A 22,879-nucleotide genomic window follows, 5' to 3' on the forward strand; every position below is an offset into this window, starting at 1 on the left:
GTCCTACCGCGCTTCCTGGTCGTTGTCCGGGCCCCGTGCGGCCGATACCGGCAGCCGCTCCGTCCGCCATTGGCCCGTCCCGTTCTGCCGGGCCGGTATCTCGATCCGGCCGCGCAGCGCGGTGTGCGGCCCGTCCCACAGCGTGCCGTCGGTCCTGTCCCTCGGATCGGGGTCGACAAGCACCACACCGATCACCGGAATGCGCTGGTCCGCGAGTTGCCGCGCCACGGTGTGCAGCCATGCGGCGCTGCCCTGCCCGGCGCGCACGACGAGCACGGTCCGGGTGCCGAGGTACTGCAGGTCGGTCCACGCCGTACCGGGCGCAACGGAGCCGACGCCGATCCTGCGCTCCTGATGCGCCACGGACCCGGCTCGCTCGCCGCCGACCACGGTCGGGCCTCCCGGCCGCCGGCGGTTGGCGAGTTGGGGGCCCGGCAGACCGTCGATGACGGTCACAGGACCGCCGTCCGCCGTCAGCACCGCCGCGACGTCCAGAGCGAGCACGCTCGTACTGCGCGCGCAGCCCAGTTCAAGCAGCGAGAGTGGTTCCGCTTCCGCGGAGCCACGCACGGTACGGACGAGGGTCCCGGTGAGCCGTTCGCGTGCCACGCGGGTCCGTCGGCGCTGCCACAACTTGCCCGACCGGTGGGGCAGTTCCGCGATGACCGAGGCGCCCAGGTTCGCCGCGATGTCCCGGCGCAGCACGGGGCGGTCCGCCACCACCGTGCGGATCGCGGCAAGCGCGAGCCCGAGGACCAGCCCGAGGACGAGGCCGATCGCGGCGTTGGTGGCAGCGGCCTTGGGCAGGGAGTGCTGCACCGGGCGCGCGGCGTCCACGATCTGCGTGCCTGCGATGACCTTGGGTGTGCCGGTGCGCGCCTCCGCGGCGCGCTGGTCGAAGTCGGCGATCCGCGAGTTGAGTTCCGCCCGGCGGGCGAAGAGCGTCTCGACGCTCGCCGACTCCTTCGGGTCGCTCTCCGTCTCCGGCGACCGGTCTCCGATCTCCTTGTTGACCTCGGCGAGTTCGCCCCGCATGCGGTCACGCTGGTCGAGGAGGGCCTTGGCCTCGGCCTTCGCGGTTTCCCGCATCCGCCGCACGTGGTCCGCGACGAACGCGTCGGCCAGCGCCTCGGCCCGGGCCACCGCATCCGCGTCACTGTCACCTGTCACATCGATCTGCAGCAGATTGTTGGTCAGGCCGGTGCCCCGGTACTCCTGCATGAAGTCCTCAGGGGCTTGTGAGGACTTGAGCGACCGCAGGGCCTCGTCAGCGATCCGCGTGGTCCCCAGTACGGCGACGTCGGTGCGGATCAGCGTTCCCATGTCGTTCGGCTGATCCTCCGCGTGCGCGACAAGCACCTTGGTCCGCGCGCTCGGCGGCGGCGGCAGCAGGACCGCAACCGCCACGCCGACCAGCAGTCCCAGGAGTGCCAGGGAGCACCAGAGGCGGCGGCGCCTGCGCACCGAAACCACCAGCGCCTGCAGGTCGAAGAGCGGAGTGGCCGCCGACGACTCAGAAGTCGTGTTCGTCGTCACGCCGGACCTCCCGTCGCGTTGCCGCGCGCCGCGAGCGCCTCAGTGGCGTGGTCCGCAGGATGGTCGGCGGACCGCGTCGGACGCGCCCGTACCGGTCCTGCGACGACGACACCGACGACCTCATGCCTGCCGTCCGCACACGCCTCGGCAATGCCTGCGACCTCTTCCGTGGTCCAGCGTCCCGCGCTGAGCACGACCAGGGCACCGGACTCCGCGCCGCGGTCCGGTACGGTCGGCCGGTCGACCGAGACCTCCACCACCCGGAGCAGCAGATCGCTCGCGGCCTCGGCGGCGAGCTGCCCAGCGGCCCGGTGGGCGATCTCGTCGCCGTCCGGTACGACGACGAGGAGTCGCCGGGGGGCGGGCAGGTGGGTCCGGAGGCGGGCACACACCCGCCGGTAGCGGATCCTTCTGCCCGCCTCGTCGCCGGAGCGCTGCGGGGTCGGCAGGTCCCACCGGGTGTCGATGCCGAGGAACCGGCGGATCCGGGCCCTCGGGCCGCGGTCTTCCGGCCAGTGCGCGGACGGTTCGTCGAGTACGTCGACGGTGCCGAGGAGCGTGGAGCCGAGCGCCGCGGCGATCTCCGGTTCGGTGCGCAGTCGGCGATTCGTCCGTGCGGCGGTGAGATGGGCGATGACCGCGGCCAGGAAGAACAGCAGTGCCCCGCCCACGATGAGCTGCATTCGCGTCGGCGGCGCCTCGCCGGACGGCCGGGCCGCGGGGCCCATGACGACCATGCCGGCCTTGTCGTTCGCCGGGTCGGCCTGTTCCAGTTTCGTCATGGCCTCTTCCAGCGAGGTGCGCAGCTTCTCGAGCGCGGTGCGGGCCTGCACGCTCTCCACGGTCTGTCCCGGATCGGCCGCGTTGGCCAGGTCGGTGATGCGGCGGTTGGTCTCCTGGACCTTCTTCCGCAGCGCCTCGGGGCCCGTGGCGGCTTCGGAGTCGGTGGCGCCGCCTGTGAGCCGCGCGGCGAACGTGACGAATTCCTTGGCCACTTGGTCGGAGAGCTGCTGCGCTCGCTCCGGGCTTTCGGCCGTACCCGAGATCTTGATGATGTTCCCGTCGGCGGCCTTGGCGGTCACCTTGTCCCGCAGCTCGCCGCCGCTGACGCCGCTCCAATCGAGCTCGGCGGCCGCGCGGTCGGCCACCGACGAACTGATCGCGATGTCCACCTGGGTCAGCAGCTCGCGCTCTTCCCACTGCCCCGGCAGCAGTACCGATGCCGACGCCGTGTACCGCGGCGGAAACAGCAGCGCCGAGGCGCCGTAGCCGACGAGCGCGCCGACCACGGTGAGGACGGCGAGAAGCCGCCGGCGCCGGCGGAGAATCCGCCCGATGGTGACCAGGCGGATCGTGTCATCGTTCAACGCCGCGGCCTCTTCCCTGTTCGGGCCGTTCGGGCCGTTCGGACCGTTCGGGCCGTCCTGCCCGTCGGCCCCGGAGTGTGGTCACCGCAGGCGGCGGCGTAGGCGGCGAGCAGCGACGCCTGCGAGTTCCGCCAGGAGAGCGGCCCGCCGATCCGCTCCTGGCCGATCTTGCCCATCCGGGCCCGCTGCTCCGGATCGTCGAGGAGCAGCGCGATGACCTCGGCGAATGCGGCCTCGTCGTTGGCGGGCGCGTAGAGGGCGGCGTCACCGGCGGAGACGCGCGCCTCCCGGAGGTCGAACGAGACGATCGGCCGACCCATCGCCATGTACTCGAGGACCTTGTTCATGGTCGATACGTCGTTGAGCGGATTGCGCGGGTCGGGTGACAGGCACACGTCCGCGGTGGAGAGGTAGCGCACGAGGTCGGCGTCCGGGATGCGCCCGGTGAACTGCACCTGCTCGGTGAGCCCGAGCCGCCGGGACAGTTCCAGCATCGCGTCGAAGGCGTCGCCGGAGCCGACGAACACCGCGTGCCAGTCGGTCCGCCCGAGCTCGTCGCGCAGCTTCGCGAGGGCTCGCAAGGCGTAGTCGACGCCGTCCTGAGGTCCCATGACGCCGAGGTAGCACAGCAGATGAGGCTTGCCGCGCTTCAACTCCGGTTCGGGCGGCACCGGTTGGAACCGCTCGACCGCGGGCGCACTGCGCACCACGAAGACGTCCTGCGGCCGCTGACCGCCACGGCGTATCGCGACGTCGCGGTAGCTCTCGTTCGTGGCGAGGACGACGTCGGCGGCCCGGTAGGTCCGCCGTTCAAGGGCGCACACGGCGCGGTAGAGCAGATCCTCGCCGCGGTCGAACCGGGAGAGGTACAGCTCGGGCACCAGGTCGTGCTGGTCGAAGACGAACCGCGCGCCGCGCCGCTTCAGCCACAGCGCCGGAAGGAACAGCAGGTCGGGCGGGTTGCAGGCGTGGACCACATCGACCGGGCCGACCTTGCGGGCAAGCCGGGCCGTGTGCCACAGCGCCGATCCGTACTCCCGCAGATAGCCGGCCGGTCCCCCGGTGGCCGCGCGCAACGGGTAGCGGTGGATCCGCACCCCGTCGATCACCGCCTCCGGCTCCGTGTCCCGCTTCTCCCCCCGGGGGCAGATGACGTGCACTTCCCACCCCGCGTCGCGCAGCGTCGTGCACTCCTGCCACACCCGCCGGTCGAACGGCACCGACAGGTTCTCCACCAGGATCAGCGCGCGCCGGTCCGTCCGGTCGCCGCCGGCTGTGTCATCGAACGATGTGTCACCAAGCAAGGCCCACGTACCCCGGTTCGGCCCGACGCGCCTCGGCGTCGGGAAGGTGGATGAGGTCGACGATCACCGGGCGGTCCCCATGGGGCAGCGCCGAAAGCACGGCCGGATCCCTCGTCCCGACCAGGCACACCTCGGCGTGCTCGAGCACTTCGCCGACGGAGTCCGCGAGCAGCTGTCCGAGGTGCGGAAGGCGGGTCTCGATGTACTCGCGGTTCGCGCCGATCAGCCGGGAGAGGCTCACGTTGGCGTCGTAGATCTTCAGGTCGTACCCCTTGCCGAAGAGTCTCTCCGCCAGCTCGACGAGCGGGCTCTCGCGGAGGTCGTCGGTGCCGGGTTTGAAGGAAAGCCCGAACAGGCCCACCCGGCGCTTGCCGGTGCGCTCGACCAGCTCCACCGCGCGTTGCAGATGCGCTGAGTTGGAGGGCAGCACATGGGCGAGGATGGGCACCGATACGTCGGCCCGCTGCGCCGCGTGGACGAGGCTGCGCAGGTCCTTGGGCAGGCAGGAGCCACCGAAGGCGAAGCCGGGCCGCAGATAGGCGGGGCTGACGTTCAGCTTGCGGTCGGCCAGGAACACGTCCATCACCTGGTGTGAGTCGACGCCGAGCGCCTGGCACACCGCGCCCAGCTCGTTCGCGAAGCCGATCTTGAGGCCGTGGAACGCGTTGTCCGCGTACTTGATCGCCTCGGCCGTCGGGACCGGCACCCGGAACACCTCGCCGGGCAAACCGTCGTACAGCGCCGTCACCGCGTCGCCGCTCGCCGGGTCGAGCTCACCGATGACGGTCTTGGGCGGGTCGAAGAAGTCCCGCACGCTCGTGCCCTCGCGCAGGAACTCCGGGTTGACCGCGACCCCCACGTCAGCCCAGCCCACACCGGCCGTGCCGCCGACGTACTTCTCCAGGATCGGTAGAAGGAGGTTCAGGCAGGTGCCCGGGAGCATGGTGCTGCGGAACACGACGGTGTGCCGCCCGCCCCGCTCGGCAAGGGCGGAGCCGATCTCCTCGGTGACCCGCTCCAAGTACGTGGTGCACAAGCTGCCGTTGGGCTCCGACGGCGTACCCACGCAGATCAGCGACACCTCGCTGCCCATGATCGCCTCGCGGACGTCACGGGTGGCGCGTAACGCTCCGGTCCGCACGACTTCCGCGGTGAGTTCGCCGATCCGCTCCTCGACCACCGGGGCCTTGCCGTCGTTGACCAGGTCGACTTTCGCCTGGTTGACGTCCACCCCGATGACCTCGTGCCCCATGCTGGCCAGGCACGCGGCCGACACACAGCCCACGTAGCCGAGCCCGAAAACGCTGACTCTCATGACGCGTTCCTCCCCCAAGGCAGGCCCTTTCGGCCTGCGGTCCGCGCGGCGGCGGGACCGTTGAGTCGCAGCCCCCCGCGCATCAGTACGCCCCCTGGCCATGGATCACCGCGCGCAGCGTCTTCCACAAGATCACTGTGTCCAGGGCGAGCGACCAGTCCTCCACGTACCGCAGGTCGAGGCGGACCGCCTCCTCCCACGGCAGGTCGCTGCGTCCACTGATCTGCCACAGACCGGTGAGCCCGGGCTTGACGAGCAGCCGCCGCCGGATGTCCGGGCCGTATGCGGCGGACTCCTCCGGCAGTGGTGGCCGCGGGCCGACGAGCGACATCGATCCGGTGAGTACGTTGAACAACTGCGGGAGCTCGTCGATCGAGTACCGGCGCAGCACTGCTCCAAGCCGGGTCACCCGCGGATCCCGGCGGAGCTTGAACAGCAGCCCCGCACCCTCGTTGTGGCCCGCCAGCTCGGCGCGTGCCCCGTGAGCCCCTGCGACCATGGTGCGGAACTTGAGAATGGTGAACTCGCGGCCGTCCTTGCCGACCCTGCGCTGGCGGTAGAACACCCCGCCGCGGCTGTCCACGAGGACGAGCAGCCCGACGAGCACCATCAGCGGCGCGAACAGCATCAACAGGAGCGCCGCGCCCATCCGGTCGACGACCCCTTTGATCGCCCGGCGCCCCCCGGTGAAGGTCGGCATGCTGACCCGCAGCAGCGGGATCCCGAGGACGGCGTCGACGTGCAGCCGCGGTCCTGCCACCTCCATGAGCACGGGGGCCACGACCATCTCGGCATCGCTGCCTTCGAGGTTCCAGGCAAGGCGCTGCAGCCGGTCCGGTGACCAGTGCGGGTCCGGCGTGACCGCGACGACGCGGTAGCCGTCGCGGCGGACGTGATTGGCCACGTCCGCAAGACGGCCGACGACCGGCACTCCGTCCAGTTGGTCACCGTCGGCCTCGAGGCCGTCCGTCGTGCACACCCCGTCCACCCGCCAGCCGAGGTGCGGCAACTTACGGGTTCGGTTGATCAGGTCGCGCACGGTGGCCGGGCTCCCGGCGGCGAGCACCGGTCTGAGGCACCGCCCTTCCTTCCGCTGCTTGTGCAGCCGGAGGCGGAGCAGATACCGCGCGGTCATGGTGACGAGCGCGATCGCGGGGATCGCGACGAAGATCCAGAGCTTGATGTTGCGTGAGGTGAGGGCGATTCCGCCGAGCGCCAGGACGACGGTCGCCGTGAACAGCGAGCGTCCGAGACGGCGGAATTCCTCGGCTCCCTGGCCGAGTACGGCCGGAGTCCACGACCGGCTCACCGCCAGCGCTCCCAGCACAAGCAGTTCGGTGCCGAATGCGAGAATTCCCCACTTCTCGTGCCAGTTGGCCGCGTCCCGGACCCCGAAGAAGTTGCCGATCGCCGCCACCACCAAGGCGGTGGCCACGGTGTCGCTGGTGATCACGGTACGGCGGTACCGCTGCTCCCAGTCGATCGCGGGCCTGCTGATCGCCCCATTCGCCAGGCTCCCGCCCGCCGGCGATAAAGGGCCGACTAATCCCCCCTGCCGCACAAAAGCCCCCCGGTCCCCAGTAATTCGACGTGGTCATCGCCCAACACCGTTCCTCCCCCTGGGAGGCCCCCCGGCCCCCACACATGCATCCCGGCTACGTCGGCGCTACTTGAGCAACCCGCCCTGGCGGCAGCGGTCTTGCATGTCCCTTCCAGACTCGAGGTGACCCATAGATCATTATTTGTCGCCTCGTGTCCCCATGTGAAGCAGGGTCAATCTAGACCATCGGAGCCCATCTGAAGAGAGGGATGTGTGGAATTTGTGCCCATGATTTGAAGATGGGTCACAGATCGATCACTGCTTACCCATACCTCGGCGACGAAGACACGCCTTGCGACCTGCGACGACGGGAGTTCCCCGGCCTGCCGCACCGGCAACCCCGAGACGCCCCGGCACTGCCAACTGGGTTGCGCCCAGGACTTGTTCGGCCGGAACTTGTCGGTGGGCATGGGGCGGTGGTTGCGGGTGTGGGCGATGGGCGGCGGGCGCAGGGGCGGGCGTTGGTCTGATCACCGCAAGGTGATCAACGGGATCTTGCGCTCCGCGCAGGACGCCGCGGTTGCCGAAGAGAAGATCAACGCCTTGGCAACACGCTCCGACGACTGGACGCTTCCCCTGTTCGGCGAAGCGGAGCCGGACGGGAAGCGCGACGTGCTGGAGGGGCGCATGCTCTGGCTCGCTCTGGAGGCGGTCAAACTGGGCACCAACGTCGTGGTGGACTACGGCTGTTGGTCCCGGGACGAACGGTCCGCGATCCGCTGGCTGGTGGAGGCCGAGGACGCGTACTTCCGCATGGTCTACCTGCCCGTGGACGATGAGACCCAGCGCGCCCGGATCGCCCATCGCCGGGCGACCGCCGCCGAGGAGACGTTCCCGATGGCCGAGGCCGACATCCTGTATGGGCGTGCGCACTTCGAGGAGCCCGACGCAGCGGAGCTGGGAGGCCGCGCGTCCGCCGGCCCGCCCCCCGGGTGGGCGGGCTGGCGGGAGTGGGCCGCCGACCGGTGGCCGTCATTCGGGCACCCTGGAACTTCGGCAACGCAAAGGATCCGCAGGACAGGCCCTAGCCGCGGGTGTAGGTGAGGAAGGCCGCCCCGCTGTCCAGGATGGTGTGGTCCGTGAGGTTCCAGACGCGCGGGTCGAAAGCGGCGCTGCGGCCGAAGAGGGGAATGCCGGTGCCGGTCGTCAACGGGCCCAGCTTGACGATCAGTTGGTCGATCTCGGCGTAAAGGGCGCCCGCCAGTTCGCCGCCGCCGATCAGCCAGATGTCCTTGCCGTCCTCCTGCTTCAACTCCCGCACCTTTGCCACCGGGTCGCCGCTGACCAGCTCCACGGCCGGGTCGGGGCTCTCGGTGAGCGTCGTGGAGAACACCAGGTGCCGCAGGTGCGGGAAGGCGTCGGCGAGGTCAGTCGGTGATGTACCAATCGTTCTTGAGGTACTCCAGGGTGTAGCTGCCGAGGTCGCTCTCGGAGAAGGTTGCGTCGGCCCTGACCGCCTCGACCGGCATCTCGATCTTGTCGGGCGTGCGCACAGCGATGCGCTGTGGGTCGACCGTCGCGGTCTTCAGGGCCTTCTTCTGCGCGGGCGAGATCATCTGGAACACGGCCGTGTACGTCGACTTGCACGGGCCGAACCCCTGGTCCTGTGCCTTCTTCGCGGCGGGCCCGGCCACCTCGCAGACCGTGTCGATGTCCTCACGGCCCAGCGCGTGGAGGTACTGCTCGTACCGCAGGATCGCGCCCTCCTTCGTCCTGGGCCCCGGCTGGTCGCCGGTCGGCTCGGCCGAGGGCTTCTCGGCCGGAGCAGACGCGGACGGCGTGGCCGACGGCTCTTCGGACCGCGCGGATGCGGACGGCCGCGAAGGCTTCGCGTCCGCGTTCTCCTCCGCTTTGTCCGCACCGCACCCGCACGCCACCAGCACCACACAGGCGGATACCGCCACGCTCGCCATCGCCCGCGCTCTCATTCGATCCCCTCACCACCAGCCGACAACACCGTCAAAGGGTCACGCAGGATCCGGCGAAACGGTTCCCGAGCGTCGCTGATCGTGCCGACTGATCACTGACACCCCGAGGTGCGGCTGCTCGCTGAGCGCTATGGGATCATGCGTGCGGCGCCCAACACGCCACGCACATCCATGGAACTGATCGAAGGGAAGCTGGGGAAGCGATGAACTCCGCTGAGGCACTCGCCCGGTTCAAGTCGACCTCCAGCGCACGATGACCAATCCGCTGGCCTGGATCGCCGAGATCCACACGGCGCACAGCCTGACCCTGGTCCAGGGCCTGACCGGCCGCGAAGTGCTCGTACGCATCGGTGGTGAGCCGGAGAGCATCCGGCAGCCGGACGACGCGGACGAGGTCGGCGCGTTGCGCGACGAGGCGCTGGAGGACTACTGGGACTTCGGCGCGGTGCACGGCGGCGTCGCCGAGGGCTGGGCCTTCGCCTTCGAGCCGGCGAGCACCTGGGCCTTCGACGACGAGCGTCTCGCCGCCGCATCGCGCGGCACCCGGCTGATCGGCTGCTACAACGGCGACTCGCTGGGCTTCGTCGAGCACTGGGTGGACGGGACGCTGATCACCAAGTTCGACACGCGACAGCCCGAACTCCGGCACGAGCAGCGGGGCGAGGACCCGGATCGGCTCGTGGCGGAGATGGGCCGTGCGGGCTTCTTCGACCCGGAGAGCGGCGCTTCGCCGAACTTGCGTGCCCTGGCGCTGTTGCACGACTACACAGGGGTCACCCTGGGCCCGCACCAGGTCACCTTCGGCCTGATGGCCAGGCTTCCGGCGTACGACGAGTGAGGCGGGGCGGGTCGGTAGCCGAACCGCACGCCCCGCCCCGCACCGCCCCGCCCGCCCCGCCCCGCCCCGCGGTCAGCCGACGCTGAGCCAGAACTTCTCGCCGTCGATGACCCGTTGCTTCTGGTAGAAGCCGCTCAGTGAGCCACCGACCGAGCCGTTCTGCTTGTTGGGCACGTGCCCGATGGTGCACTCACTGCTCGGGGTCACGTTGCTGACGTAGTAGATGGTCCACTGGCCCTTGCGGCTGCCGCTGGTCTCCTTGTGGGGGCGGATCTCCGCGCAGTCCTTGCCCGCCAGCTTCCGCTGCCCGCCGCTCTGCCGCGTCTTGGCGAACGGAAACTCGTCGCAACTGTCGTCGGGGACCTGCGGGTCGGCCTTGAAGGTGCCGTCGTGGCAGATCTTGTTGCGGTTGGCGTCCGACTTGTCCTCGTCGGCGAGGCGGGTCAGCGGCTTGCCCCGGCCCTGCCAGCCCCAGTGACCCTTGAGGTTCCGCATCGACCAGGCGACGTTGGCCTGTCCGGCGTTCCGCAGCGGCAGCTTCATCGTCGGCACCGCCTGGGGGAACACACAGCCGACGTTCTTGCCGCTCGGGTACCGGGAGTCACCGAAGGTCCGGTCGCACCTGAGCTTCATGGGCGGCGCGAACCAGGCCGGGGAGATGAGGACTTGGCCCGCACCGAGGATGGTCACGGTGTTCTTCGCGCGGAAGCTCTGGACCGGGACGGCCCCCTTCCACACATGGCTGGTGGCGCCGTCGAGGATCCGGCCCTTGCTGATCGGTACCGACCCCGACCACGCGTTGTCGGCCGCGCACGCGCCGCCCGAGCAAGCGGTCTTCCACGACGCCCGCAGCCCCCTGGCGGAGCCCGATGCGGCGTCGAGCCGCAGCGTGTTCTCGGTGTGCCACAGCCCCTCCTTGATGGAGGTCTTGCCGTTGTGCTCCTTGGGGTCGAGCTGGATCTCCTGCGTCGCGGTGAACACGGCCCTGCCGGTCGTCCGCTTCGTCTTGAGGTCGATCACTGTGTACGTGAGGGACACGCGGCCGCAGGCGTCCGTGCGCGTGTAGAACCAGCGGCCCGGCTGGGCCCGGCACTGGCGGCCCGCCAGCGACGTGATCTCGGAGGCCGTCTTCACCTCGGGCTCGGGCAGCTTCGCGCTCTCCCAGCAGCCGATGCTGTCGAGCCCCTTCTTCAGGAACCCTTCGAGCGCCGCCTTGACCTGCTTGCAGCCCTGCTCGAACTCGAACTTGACCGCGCCGCCCTCCTGGGCCTTCGGCGCGGCACCGGCGGCCTGGACGACCTGCCCGCTGCCGGCCTGCGCCCCGGCGTCCTGCGCGCCCTTGTCGTCCTTGTCGCCCTTCCCGTCATCCTCGGACCCGCAGGCCACGGCACCGGCCAGCACAGCGACGGACAGCACCGTCGCAAGCAACGGCCGGATGGCCTTCCCGGCCAACATCCCCGAGGACTTCCTGACAGCCGATCTCACGGCTCCTCCTCATCATGATCACGCCAAAGAGGTGATCATGATGCCACGCGCACCGCGGCCGCAGAGTCAGTCCCCCTCGACTTCGAACGTGCGCAGGAGGTCGGCGGCGACGCTCACGGCAATGGTCGCGGGTTCCTTACCCGTGATGTCCGCCAGGCCGATCGGGGTCTTGATCCGATCGATGGTGGTCTCGTCGTGACCGCCCTCGGTGGCGAGGCGCTTGCGGAAGCGTGTCCACTTGGCCGCCGACCCGATCAGCCCGATGGAGCCGAGATGAGTGGTGCGCAGGGCGGCGTCGCACAGAGCGGCGTCCTCGGCGTGATCGTGGGTCATGATCAGGATGTGGGTGCCGCGCGGCAGTTCCTCCAGCACCTCCTCGGGCAGCAGCGGTGTGTGGTGCACGTGTACCTGGCCGACCGCGTCCGCCAGTACGCCGAGACGCCCCTCGGTGAGGATGTCGGAGCGGGTGTCGACCAGGTGGAGGTCGAGGTCCTGGCGTGCCAGGATGCGCGCCAGTTCAAGGCCGACGTGCCCGACGCCGAAGATCGCCACCGCCCGTACCACCGCCAGCGGTTCGAGCAACACGGAGACCGTGCCGCCGCAGCACTGCACGCCGTGCTGGTTGGTCACCTTGTCGTTCAGGGCGAAGTCGATCAGCTCCGGTTCCGGCTTGGACGCGGCGATCATCTCCCGGGCCCGGTCGATCGCGACGGCCTCGACATTGCCTCCGCCGATCGAGCCCCACGTCTCGCTCTCCCCCACGACGAGTTTCGCACCGGCGTCGCGCGGGGCGTGGCCGCGCACGGTCGCGACGGTCACGAGCACCCCGGGCTCCCGGCGTGCGCGCAACCGCGCGACCGCGGCGACCCACGTCATGTCAGGCACCGCTCAGCGTTTTGGCGGCGGTTCGGTTGTCGTCGTTGCCGGCGAACCCGTTGGCTCCAGACCCCTTGCCGACGTGACCGTTCCAGGAAGCATCGCCCTGGCGCGCCGCCTCAATCGCCCAGTACACCGCCTCCGGCGTAGCGGGCGAGGCCAACTCGACGCTGACCCCGCTCGGCCCGAACGCCGCGGCGGCCTGCCGCAAGGCTTCTCGTACGGAGAACGCCAGCATCAGCGGAGGCTCGCCCACCGCCTTGGACCCGTAGACCGCGCCCTCTTCGGTGGCGTTCTCCAGGAGCGTGACGTTGAACTCCTCCGGCATCTCCGAGAAGCTCGGCAGCTTGTACGTGCTCGCGGCCTGGGTCAGCAGCCTGCCGCGGTTCGGCCCGTCCGTGGCGTCCCAGCGCATGTCCTCCAGGGTGAGCCAGCCCGCGCCCTGTACGAAACCGCCCTCGACCTGACCGATGTCGATCATCGGGGACAGGCTGTCGCCGACATCGTGCACGATGTCCACCCGCCGGATGCGGTACGCCCCGGTGAAGCCGTCCACCTCCACCTCGGCCGCGGCGGCGCCATGGGAGAAGTACTTGAACGGCGAGCCCCTGAACGTCTTCGCGTCCCAGTGCAGACCCTCGGTCCGGTAGTAACCGGCCGCCGACAACTGAACGCGCTGGAAGTACGCGGTGCGCACCAGGTCGTCCCAGGCCAGCTCCTTGTCGCTGCCCAGGGTGCGCGCGACGCCCTCGACGATGCGTACGTCCGATGCGCTCGAACCGAGTTGGGTGGCGGCCACCTGCAGCAGCCGCTCCCGCAGCTGCTCGCAGGCGTTCTTCACCGCCCCTCCGTTGAGATCCGTCCCGGCACTGGCCGCGGTGGCAGAGGTGTTGGGCACCTTGTCGGTTCGCGTCGGGGCCAGCCGCACCTTGTGCAGCGGGATACCCAGTGTGGTCGCGGCCACCTGCAGCATCTTGGTGTGCAGGCCCTGGCCCATCTCGGTCCCGCCGTGGTTGATCAGGACGGAGCCGTCCTTGTAGATCAGCACCAGCGCGCCGCCCTGGTTGAAGGCGGTGAGGTTGAACGAGATGCCGAACTTGATGCCGGTGATCGCGAGGGCCCGCTTGGTGTGCGGGTGCGCGGCGTTGAAGGCGGCGATCTCGCGCCGGCGATCGGCGATGCCGCCGTTCTCCTGGACCTTCTGCCAGACGGCGGAGATCCGTTCGTGTTGAAGGACCGGCTGTCCGTACGGCGTCGACTGGCCCTGCCCGTAGAAGTTGCGCTCCCGCAACTGCGTCGGATCCAGGCCGAGCAGCGGCGCGCACCGGCCCATGATGTCCTCGATGACCAGCATGCCCTGCGGTCCGCCGAAGCCGCGGAACGCGGTGTTGGAGACCTTGTTGGTCTTGGCGATGCGACCGGCGATGCGGGCGTTGGGGATCCAGTACGTGTTGTCGATGTGGCACAACGCACGGGCGAGGACCGGCTCGGAGAGGTCCAGGCTCCAGCCGCCGTCCGCGGTCAGGGTGGCGTCCAGGGCCCGAATGCGGCCGTCGGCGTCGAAGCCGATCTTCCACGTGGCGTTGAATCCGTGCCGCTTGCCGGACATGGTCAGGTCCTGCGTCCGGTTGAGCCGCAGCCGAACGGGGCGGCCGGTCAGCTTGGCGCCGAGCGCGGCGACGGCCGCGAACCCGTGCGGCTGCATCTCCTTGCCGCCGAAGCCGCCGCCCATCCGCAGACACTGCACGGTCACCTCGTGACTGTGCAGACCGAGCACGTGTGCGACGATTTCCTGGGTCTCCGAAGGATGCTGGGTGCTGCTCTGGATGAACACCTGCTCGGCCTCGTCGATGTAGGCGAGAGCCGCGTGCGTCTCCAGGTAGAAGTGCTCCTGGTCGGAGAACTGGAACTTGCCGGTGAACACGTGCGCGGAGTCCGCGAAGCCGGCGTCGACGTCGCCGGTCACCATCATCGGCCGAGCGCCGTGGAAGCTCTCGGCCGCGATCGCGTCCCGCAGCGTGATCAGGGAGGGCTTCTCGTCGAGTTCCACCTCGACGGCAGCCGCACCGAGCCGGGCCGCCTCCAGGGTCTCGCCGAGCACCCAGGCGACAGCGTGGCCGTGGAACATGACCTCGTCGGGGAACAGCGGCTCGTCGTGCTTCATGCCGGCGTCGTTGACGCCGGGCACGTCGGCACCGGTCAGCACGCGGACCACGCCGGGCACGGCGAGCGCGGGCTCGGTGCGCAGCGCGGTGAGCCTGCCGCAGGCCTTCATGACCTGGACCGGGTACGCGTGCAGCACGTCCTTGGTGCGATGGACCAGGTCATCGGTGTAGAGGGCGGTCCCGGTGACGTGCTGGACGGCACTCTCGTGCGGCATCGAGATGCCGACGACCGGCTTTTCGGGGCGCTCGGACAAATGGCTCATGAGGAAACCGCCTCAGTGGTCTGCGCGTACAGCTTCAGCAGGCTCTGGCCGAGCATCGCGGAACGGTAGAGGGAGCTGGCGCGGTGATCGCTCATCGGTGTGCCCTCGCCCCGCAGCACCCGAGCCGCGGCCTCGACGGTCCCAGCCGCCCACGGCTTGCCCTCCAGGGCCGCCTCGGTGGCCAGGGAGCGGATCGGGGTCGCCGCCACGCCGCCCAGGCCGATGCGTGCCTTGCGTACGATCCCGTCCTCGATGTCGAGCGCGAAAGCGACCGCCACGCTGGAGATGTCGTCGAAGCGCCGCTTGGCGATCTTGTGGAAGGCCACGACCGGTGACAGCGGCAGCGGGATGCGCACCGCGCGGATCAGCTCGCCGGGACGGCGCACGCTCTGCCGGTAGCCGGTGAAGTAGTCGGACAGCGGGACCGCACGCTCGCCGTCGGCGTCGGTGAGCACCACCGACGCCTCAAGGGCGAGCAGCACCGGCGGGCTGTCGCCGATGGGCGAGCCGGTACCCAGGTTGCCGCCGAGGGTCGCGCTGTTGCGGATGAGCCGGGATGCGAACTGCGGGAACAGCTCTGCGAGGAGCGCGACTTCGCCGTCGAGGCGGCGTTCGATCTCGGTGAGCATGAGCGCCGCCCCGATCTCGATGTGATCGGATGCGACGCGCAGCTCCCGCATTTCGGCAAGACGGTCGATGGCGACGACACAATCCGCCCTGCGGGAACGGATGTTCACCTCCACGCCCCAGTCGGTGGAGCCGGCGACCACCACGGCGTCGGACCGCTCGCGCAGCAGCCGCAGCACTTCTGCCAAGGTGCCCGGCCGCAGGAACTCCCTGCCGTCCTGGGCGTATTCGGTGGCCACCGGTGCGGGCGGGGACTGCTCGCGACGCCGGGCGAGGGGGTCCTCATCGGAGGGCGCACCGACAGCGAACGCGGCATCGCGAATCGGGCGATATCCGGTGCAGCGGCACAGGTTTCCGCTCAGCGCGTGCAGATCGAACCCGTTCGGACCGTGCTCGGCGTCAGTGCTTACCGTCGCATCAGCGCTGTCCGTCGGGTCCGCGTGCGCACAGCGGTCGGGCCGGTAGTACTCCGAGGCCATGCTGCAGATGAATCCCGGTGTGCAGTACCCGCATTGGGAACCGCCGCGGACCGCCATCTCCTTCTGCACCGGATGCAGGGCGGGCGGCGTACCGGGTTCACCGGCGGTGGCAAGACCTTCGGAGGTGATGATCTCCTGGCCGTCGAGGGCCGCGGCCGGGACCAGGCAGGCGTTGACCGCCACCCAGTCGGTGGGCTTGTTCACCCCGGGACGGGCCACCAGGACCGAGCAGGCGCCGCATTCACCCTCGGCGCAGCCCTCCTTGGTACCGGTGAGGCCACGCTCACGCAGAAAATCCAGCGTTGTGGCGTGGGGCGCAGCCGGTGAAATCGGGGCTTCTGTCCCATTGACTATGATCCGCGCCTCTACCATGCCAGGCCTTCGATTCGGTGCGCGATCGGTCGATTCATCATGTTCGCCAATTTTCAGGCAGCTTTCTGTGTTCAGAGGCGCCACGTGCGAGAAGCGGGCGCGAAACGGCACACAACAGTGGCGCGCCAAGAAGTGGGGAGGGGAAACCCGGAATGCGCCGCAGACGGGCGCATCAGAACGGCGTGTTCAGCAGCCGTGCGCGATCCGACCCGGAACCCAGACCGTGCACTGGGCGAGGCGACCGAGATCAGAGCTGGTGTTCATCCGCTGGTCGCCCCCTTTCGGCAGTTCAGGTCGATGGCCACCGCAAACTAGTGGCTGGGGACCCAGGGGTCAAGGCCCCCCGTGTGCTCACACGTGCCGGTAGAGCAGGCTGGCACCGAGCGGGGTGACCTCGTGGAGCACGCTGCTGCCCTCGCGGGAGCTGACGATCAGCCCGGCGCGCCGCAGCACAGTGAGGTGCTCGCTGGCCGATGAAAGCCGCAGGCCCGCGCGGCGGGCGAGTTGGCTCGTGTTGCTCTGGCTGCATGCGCCGGCCGCCTCAAGGACCGCGGCGCGGCTGCACCCCACCAGGTCGGCGAGGGTGTCGCTCACGTCGTCGTCCGCCGCCTCGGAGTCCCACGGTTCGTGGCCGAGGGGGTACAGCAGGACCGGCACTCCTTCCCCCTGTCGCACCAGTGTCACCGGGTGGCAGCGGCAGAAGTAGGAGGGCACGAGGAGCAGGCCGCGCCCCTCCAGGTGCAGGTCACGGTCCACCGGATAGTCGATGCCGAGGACAGGGGCGCGCCACCGCGCGGACGGGGAAAGGTCACGGAGCAGCGCCTCCACCCCGCCGGAGGCGAGGAGTCGGCCGGCCCGTGCTCGTTCGTGTGCGGTGTGCGTCAAGATGCTGCCGAGGAACGGTGTGATCGCGACCCGCTGGTAGTCCCGGAAGGACCGGTCGAGGTGGTCGAGCGCCGGGGCAAGGCCTCGATGGAGGTCGCGGGCCCACGGCGACAACGGCCTGCCGGTGGCGAGGAGTTCGAGGTCGTTGCGCACCTCGTTCCTCGGGGTGAGGAGGACGGGCCCCACCGCCTCGGCGAGGCACAGGGTGGTGGTGTGCGGTGTCAGGAAATCCGGGAAGTAGCCCTGCTTCGGGATCAGTTCGGCCAGTGCCCGGGCCCGTTGCGGCAGGTTCGGCCGCACCCGCCCGCGCCACCACATTCCGAGGAGGCCGGCGCAGCCGTCCCGGAGCCAGTGGGTGCTCAGTACGGTTTCCCACATCAGAGCCGGCGCGCTCGCCACTCGTGTCCGGGCGAGGTCCGGTGCGGTGAAGTGAATGCGCAGCATGTGTCCCCCGATCACAGCTGTTCACATGGGCCCGTACCGTGCGGCAGGGGCTCCCGTCAGCAGCGCCCAGTAGCGGTCGCCGTAGGACCAGTGCCACCATTCCGTCGGGTAGTTGATCAGTCCCGCGGTGGTGAGCGCCGCGCACAGGGCGAGCCGGTTGCGGCGTACTTGGCCGGAGATGTTCGGGGCGTCGGTGTAGCAGGCTCCACCGCTCGCCTCCGGGCTGGCGTCGACCGGTGTGCCGAGGTCGAGTTCGTCGCCGTCCGTGGTGCACAGGGTGAGGTCCACGGCGGCACCGGCGACGTGCGGCCCTATCTCGGGCGGCGCCAGCGAACGGCTTGTCTGGGTGCGCAGGTGGTCGTCCGGCCAGCCGGGGTTGGCCCGGCGCAGCTCGGCCGCGTACTCGTCGAAGTACCGCCTCTGCAGGGCGAGCGGCCGGTACCCCTCGGTGACCAGCAGCCGCACTCCGTCCGGCAACAGGCGTGCCGCCCTCTCCAGGCGCATGGCGACCCCCTCGCGGACCATGGCGTACGCCCCGTCCGGATCCGCCTGTCGCGGGTCCACTGCGAGAAGGGTCAACTCCCGTAGGTCGACGAGGGGTTCACCGCACTCGACGACGGAGATGTGGGCCACTTCGGGCGCGTTCATGAGGATGATCGGGGCCATGCCATGTCCTTCGTCGTCGTGCGTAGTCCTGCGTGCGGAGAGTGCCGGCGGCGCACGCGCCCGCCCCGGGGAGAGGCCGGTGCGGCACTCTCCCCAGGGCGCCCCCGTCGGGCGGTGGCCTTGCAGGCAGGTGGTGGGCGTTATCGCCGTTCGGGCGAGACGTAGCCGACGACGTCGCCGCGCTCGGTGTTGTACCGGGTGCGCTTGAAGACGCCTTCCTTGCCGCTGCCGCTCGACGTCTTCGTGGTGTTGCCCTCGATGGTCGTCAACTTCTTGTCGCTCTTGCGGTACTGGATGACGACACCGACGTGGTCGACGTCCCAGCCGTTGGTGCCGAGGCTCGGCTTGCCGGGGCCCCATTCGTAGAGCACCGCGTCACCGGGCTTGGGGACGTAGGAGCCGCGCTTGTGCCACTTGCCGGTGCCGGCCTTGGCCGCCCGGTAGAAGGAACCCGCCCACGGGTCGGTGTGCTTGGTCTTGGCGCCGGACTCCTTCCACACGTAGCGGACGAAGTCGGCGCACCAGTTGTTGGAGCGCCACTTCACGCCACCGGTCGAGGTCCTGCAGCCGTCGTCGCCGCTGTACTTCCAGTACCCGCTGTAGAAGTTGCAGTTGTTCCCCTCCTCACGGTTGTGCGTCGGGTTGTCCTTCTCGATGGTGGCCGTCTTGACGATGTTCATGCGCAGGGGGCTCGGTACGGCCGACGCGGTCGTGGTCAGCGACCCCGCGGCGACGACGCCCGCGACAGCGGTGGCCAGAAGCACGACCGCCGGGCGGCGGTAGGTGGTGCTGCTCGTCGTGCTGGACATCAGTGGTCCTTTCCCCGTTGATTCCCCGTGGTGCCGGAGGCTGTTTCCCTCCGACATCACCAAGGTTCGCCGGGGCTTCTGCAGCTTGCCTGTAAGCCCTCAGCAACACGACTCACAGCGGCTTACAGTTCGTCGCGCTCCCGCGTGCCGCACTCCATGAACACGGACTTCGCCTCCGTACGCAGTGCCGCCGCACCCTGCCCGTCGCCCAACGCCTCTCGCGCCGACGCGAGATCGCGCAGCGTGCGGGCCCGGGGCAGCCGCAACTCCAGTACGTCCCACAGGCGCACGGCGGCGGTGAGCCGCTTCTCCGCCTCGTGGTGCCGCCCGTCGGCCAGGGCGCACTCGCCGAGCGTGCGCAGGGTCAACGCCTCGCCGAACCGGTCCCGGTACGCCCGGCAGACGTCGAGCGCGCCGAGCAGCTCCGCCTCCGCCTCGCGCGTACGTCCCAGCCTCAACCGGGCCTTGGCGCGGGCCCGTTCGGCGTACGCGGCCATCAGCGGATCACCGAGGCCCGCGAGGATCTCAAGGGCTCGCCCCGCGTACTCCTCGGCCTCCTCGTACGCCCCGAGCGACCGGTGCACCAGGCTCAGCGTGCGCAGCGTGAGTGCCTCACCTCGCCGGCTGCCCAGGCTCCGGTAGGCGCCCAGTGATACGTCCAGGAGCGCCGACGCCTCGTCCTGGTCGCCGAGTTCCATGCGTACGGAGCCACGCAGCCGGCAGGCGAGACCGACGCCCGCGTCATCGCCCAGGCGCCGGAAGACGTCGACGGCGCGCCCTAACGCCTCGTCGGCGGCGTCCAGTTGACCCAGTTCCCGCAGGTTGCCGCCGAGACCCGCGAGGGCGGCGGCCTGGCCGTGCAGATCGCCTATGGCGGCACACAGGGGCTCGGCCTGCCGGAAGTAGTCCTGCGCCTCGGCGTACCGGTCCTGCTCGAACCGCAGTTGCCCCAGGCCGATGAGCAGCAGCGCCTCGCCGGCGCGGTCCTCGGCACGCCGGGCGGCGGCGAGAGCGGCGTCATGGCTGCGCCACCAGGCGTCGAAACGGTTGCCGACGGCGAACGACGAGGAGCACAGCACCGTCGCCGCCGCACAGGCGAGGGTGTGCAGGCCGAAGGCCGCCGCGCGCTCGACGGCCGTGGCGAGCGTGTCGGCCTCGGCCTCGAACCAGGCGAACGGATCGGCGAGCGCCCGCCGCGTGGTCGCCGCCCCCACATCGGCGGCCGGTCCGGGGCCTCGCGTGCTCGCCTCGCCCCACTCCGCCTTGGCCCCGCCGGCGGACCGGTTGACGCTCGCCGAACCTCCGAGATAGGGCCGCAGCACGACCACCCCCGAAGGCGCCTCCTCCGCGACCCGCTCCACCAGGCGCAGTCCTGCGGCCAGCGCCCGCCCCACCGCCGCCGTGCGCACCTCGAGCGAGTCCTCGGCCTCGGCACGCTCCGCGGCGTACACCCGCACCAGATCGTGGGCCCGATAGCGCGACTGACCCGCGGAGTCGGTGCCTGTCCAGTCCAGCAACTGCGCGTCGACGAGCCGCTCGAGCACCTCCTCCACATCGTCCTCGGCCCCGTCGACGAGCAGCGCCACCATCCAGGGGGCCGTGTCGCACGGGCCGAGGACGGCCAGGCGGCGCAGCACCGTGCGGGCGTCGTCATCGAGCGACTCGTAGCTCAGACCCAGGCTGGCCCGCACCTCCAGATCCCCCACGGCCAGCTCGTCGAGGCGCCGTCGCTCGTCCTCGAGGCGGTCGGCGAGGACGCGGGGAGTCCAGTGCCTGCGGGTGGTCAGCCGGGCCCCCGCGATCCGCAGGGCCAGCGGCAGACCACCGCACAGGGTGACGATGCGCCGGGCCGCTGCGTCCTCGGCGGGATCATCCGTCGTGCCCTGAGGTCCTGTGACCCGGGCCAACAGCTCAAGGCTGCGAACCTCGTCCAGGACGGCGAGATCGGTACGCCGGGCCCCGTCGAGGCCGCCGAGCCGGGCCCGCGAAGTGACGAGCACGCCGCAGCCCGCGCTGCCCGGCAGCAGGGGCCGCACCTGAGCCTCCCTGCCGGCGTCGTCCAGGACCAGCAGGAGGCGGCGCCCCGCGACGAGGCTGCGGAAGAGGTCGGCACGCTCATCGGCCTGCTCGGGCGGCGCCGCACCCAGCGCGCGCAGCAGCCGCCCCAGGACGTCGCCGGGCGGCAAGGGGCCGCCGGTGCCCTGCAGTTCGGCGTACAGCTGCCCGTCGGGGAAGGCGTCCATGGCCAGGTGGGCGGCCTTCACCGCGAGGGCGGACTTGCCGACGCCGGCCGGCCCCGACACCACCACGACGGACGTCGCGTCCCGGGGTGCGGTGAGCCCGTCGACGACCTCGGCGATCTCCGTCCTGCGCCCGGTGAAGTCCCGGATGGCGGGAGGCAGCAGGCACACGGTCCGGGGCGTGGCGGGCGCCTGCGGCGCCGAGACGTCGGCGGCCGCCGCACCGCCCTCGGCGGGCAGCAGCACAGGGTCGGCCCGCAGGATCGATCCATGCCGCCGGCTGAGTTCCGGGCCGGGATCGATGCCGAGTTCCTCGGCGAGTACGGCGCGTCCGTCCTCGTACACCGCGAGCGCGTCGGCCTGCCGCCCCACCCGGTAGAGGGCGAGCATGAGCTGTCCTCGCAGCCGCTCGTTGGTGGGGTGGGCGCCGACGAGTCCCTTGAGCTCGGTGATCAGCTCGCTCTCCCGCCCCCCGCATTCGAGTTCGGCGGCGATGCGCTCCTCGAGCACGGCCCGCCGGGCCTCCTCGAGCCGTACCGCCTCGCTCCGCAGCACCTCGCCGACCCCGCCGAGCGCGGGACCGCGCCACACCATGAGGGCGTCACGCAGCAACCGGGCGGCGGCGGTGTGGTCCCCCTGCGCGGCGGCCCGCCGCCCGGCCGCGGCCAGCTCCTCGAACCGCCCGAGGTCCACGGCACCGGCGTCTGGCCGGATCACATACCCCGGCGCCCGCGTCTCGATCGCTCCCCGGCGCGCCTCCGGCAGGGCCCGCCGTAACGCCGAGACATAGGTCTGGATCAGTGCCCGGGCCGTCTCCGGCGGCTCCTCGCCCCATACGACGTCCACCAGAGCGTCGGCAGGCACCACATGCCCGGCGCGCAGCAGCAGCGCGGCCAGCAGGGCACGGGGCTTGGGCCCGCCCACCCGCAGGGGACGGCCTTCCCACAGCGCTTCGACCGGCCCGAGCAAGTGGAATTCCAATGCCATCGTCTGTCCCCCGAGGCGTCACCGACACTGACTCACACCTCATGGTCCCCTAACCTCCCTTCCGGAGCGACGAGTTGAGAGGACCAGCGCGTCATGACGTCCAGTTCCGGCCCGTGGCCTCGCGCATTCCCGCGTACGGCGTGCTGCCCACGGAGGAACTGGGCGGTGACATCAGGCGGGTGATCGAGCAGACCCTGCGGTCCTTCATCGAGGTGCTGCGCACGAAGGAGCTTCCGGCGCGGGACGAGCTGGACTTTCTGCGGGAGTCCGCCGCGCGCCGCGCCGAGGAGGGCATTCCGGTATCTGGAGCGGGTCGCGCCCACGGTCGGTACGGGCCATCTCGACGAGCGCCAGACGCTGGTGAGCACGCTCGCCTACTTCGAGGTCATCTGCTGGCCGGCACCGACGCCAATCCCTTCGCTCCCCGCAACGGCGACGGCCTGCACCGCGAACTGGAGCTCCTCGTCCAGGCCGGACTCTCCCCGCTGGAAGCGCTGGCGGCTGCCACCAGCGTCACCGCCCGGCACTTCGGACTGACCGATCGCGGCCGCATAGCCCCAGGCTTACGCGCCGACCTCGTACTCGTCGACGGCGCCCCGACCCGGGACATCACCGCCGGCCGCGCCATCACCGACGTCTGGCGACGCGGCGTCCGGCAAACCCGCTGACGGGCAGGTCGGCCGCATCCGGCCT

At 70.5% G+C, this 22,879-nt stretch carries 16 protein-coding genes and 2 pseudogenes; 3 read left to right on the plus strand and 15 right to left on the minus strand.

All coding sequences use genetic code 11. The annotated features are described in order from the left end of the window. Positions 1-3: 3 nt before the first annotated feature. The 5 genes from AB0O76_RS35065 to AB0O76_RS35085 form a co-directional block, all read right to left on the minus strand. A complete protein-coding gene (locus AB0O76_RS35065) occupies positions 4-1,536 on the minus strand; it encodes a Wzz/FepE/Etk N-terminal domain-containing protein (RefSeq protein WP_365499929.1) in 1,533 nt (510 codons plus the stop codon). Beyond that, entirely contained in the window at positions 1,533-2,903 is a 1,371-nt protein-coding gene (locus tag AB0O76_RS35070; protein ID WP_365499932.1) for a Wzz/FepE/Etk N-terminal domain-containing protein, read from the minus strand. Before AB0O76_RS35070 ends, AB0O76_RS35065 begins: the two co-directional genes overlap by 4 nt. Continuing rightward, positions 2,900-4,207: a glycosyltransferase family 4 protein gene (locus tag AB0O76_RS35075; RefSeq protein ID WP_365499935.1), complete on the minus strand. Its 1,308-nt coding sequence runs from the start codon at positions 4,205-4,207 to the stop codon at positions 2,900-2,902. The genes AB0O76_RS35070 and AB0O76_RS35075 overlap by 4 nt, the downstream gene beginning before the upstream one ends. After that, entirely contained in the window at positions 4,197-5,522 is a 1,326-nt protein-coding gene (locus AB0O76_RS35080) for a nucleotide sugar dehydrogenase (protein ID WP_365499938.1), read from the minus strand. Before AB0O76_RS35080 ends, AB0O76_RS35075 begins: the two co-directional genes overlap by 11 nt. An 82-nt stretch (positions 5,523-5,604) precedes the next feature. After that, the gene (locus AB0O76_RS35085; RefSeq protein ID WP_365499941.1) at positions 5,605-7,083 is read right to left on the minus strand and encodes a sugar transferase; all 1,479 of its coding nucleotides are present in this window, start codon (positions 7,081-7,083) and stop codon (positions 5,605-5,607) included. A gap of 573 nt (positions 7,084-7,656) precedes the next feature. Between AB0O76_RS35085 and AB0O76_RS35090 the strand changes: the two genes are divergently transcribed. Beyond that, positions 7,657-8,166, plus strand: coding sequence for an AAA family ATPase (locus tag AB0O76_RS35090; RefSeq protein ID WP_365500002.1), 510 nt, complete (start codon positions 7,657-7,659; stop codon positions 8,164-8,166). On the opposite strand, the pseudogene AB0O76_RS35095 reads toward AB0O76_RS35090, so the two are convergent. Both AB0O76_RS35095 and AB0O76_RS35100 read right to left on the minus strand, forming a co-directional pair. Beyond that, positions 8,147-8,482, minus strand: a pseudogene (locus AB0O76_RS35095) (dihydrofolate reductase family protein); the annotation flags it as partial. The gene AB0O76_RS35090 and the pseudogene AB0O76_RS35095 sit on opposite strands and share 20 nt — an antisense overlap. Before the next feature lie 7 nt (positions 8,483-8,489). After that, positions 8,490-9,050, minus strand: a complete 561-nt coding sequence (locus AB0O76_RS35100; protein ID WP_365499944.1) for a hypothetical protein — start codon at positions 9,048-9,050, stop codon at positions 8,490-8,492. A gap of 253 nt (positions 9,051-9,303) precedes the next feature. On the opposite strand from AB0O76_RS35100, the gene AB0O76_RS35105 reads away from it, so the two are divergent. After that, positions 9,304-9,888: a DUF6461 domain-containing protein gene (locus AB0O76_RS35105; RefSeq protein WP_365499947.1), complete on the plus strand. Its 585-nt coding sequence runs from the start codon at positions 9,304-9,306 to the stop codon at positions 9,886-9,888. A gap of 72 nt (positions 9,889-9,960) precedes the next feature. Here the strand turns inward: AB0O76_RS35105 and AB0O76_RS35110 are convergent, their stop codons facing one another. The 8 genes from AB0O76_RS35110 to AB0O76_RS35145 all read right to left on the minus strand — a co-directional run bounded on the left by AB0O76_RS35110 (position 9,961) and on the right by AB0O76_RS35145 (position 22,186). Then, positions 9,961-11,373 (minus strand): hypothetical protein, encoded by a 1,413-nt coding sequence (locus AB0O76_RS35110; protein WP_365499950.1) that lies wholly within the window; start codon positions 11,371-11,373, stop codon positions 9,961-9,963. A 66-nt stretch (positions 11,374-11,439) separates the two neighbouring features. Beyond that, complete coding sequence (xdhC, locus tag AB0O76_RS35115) at positions 11,440-12,249, minus strand: xanthine dehydrogenase accessory protein XdhC (RefSeq protein WP_365499953.1); 810 nt, start codon at positions 12,247-12,249, stop codon at positions 11,440-11,442. 1 nt (position 12,250) lies between these two features. After that, positions 12,251-14,677 (minus strand): xanthine dehydrogenase molybdopterin binding subunit, encoded by a 2,427-nt coding sequence (gene xdhB / locus AB0O76_RS35120; protein WP_365499956.1) that lies wholly within the window; start codon positions 14,675-14,677, stop codon positions 12,251-12,253. Then, complete coding sequence (locus AB0O76_RS35125) at positions 14,674-16,155, minus strand: FAD binding domain-containing protein (protein ID WP_365499959.1); 1,482 nt, start codon at positions 16,153-16,155, stop codon at positions 14,674-14,676. Before AB0O76_RS35125 ends, xdhB begins: the two co-directional genes overlap by 4 nt. Before the next feature lie 351 nt (positions 16,156-16,506). Then, entirely contained in the window at positions 16,507-17,484 is a 978-nt protein-coding gene (locus AB0O76_RS35130) for a helix-turn-helix domain-containing protein (protein WP_365499961.1), read from the minus strand. A 21-nt stretch (positions 17,485-17,505) separates the two neighbouring features. Further along, positions 17,506-18,150, minus strand: a complete 645-nt coding sequence (locus AB0O76_RS35135; RefSeq protein ID WP_365499964.1) for a M15 family metallopeptidase — start codon at positions 18,148-18,150, stop codon at positions 17,506-17,508. Positions 18,151-18,290: 140 nt separating this feature from the next. Then, on the minus strand, positions 18,291-18,959 hold the full coding sequence (locus tag AB0O76_RS35140) for a CHAP domain-containing protein (RefSeq protein WP_365499967.1): 669 nt from the start codon (positions 18,957-18,959) through the stop codon (positions 18,291-18,293). A 122-nt stretch (positions 18,960-19,081) separates the two neighbouring features. Next, positions 19,082-22,186: a BTAD domain-containing putative transcriptional regulator gene (locus AB0O76_RS35145; RefSeq protein WP_365499970.1), complete on the minus strand. Its 3,105-nt coding sequence runs from the start codon at positions 22,184-22,186 to the stop codon at positions 19,082-19,084. A gap of 389 nt (positions 22,187-22,575) precedes the next feature. Between AB0O76_RS35145 and AB0O76_RS35150 the strand changes: the two are divergent. Beyond that, positions 22,576-22,854, plus strand: a pseudogene (locus tag AB0O76_RS35150) (amidohydrolase family protein); the annotation flags it as partial. Positions 22,855-22,879 lie beyond the last annotated feature (25 nt).

The organism is Streptomyces sp. NPDC086554 (genome assembly GCF_040686095.1).
Taxonomy (GTDB): domain Bacteria; phylum Actinomycetota; class Actinomycetes; order Streptomycetales; family Streptomycetaceae; genus Streptomyces.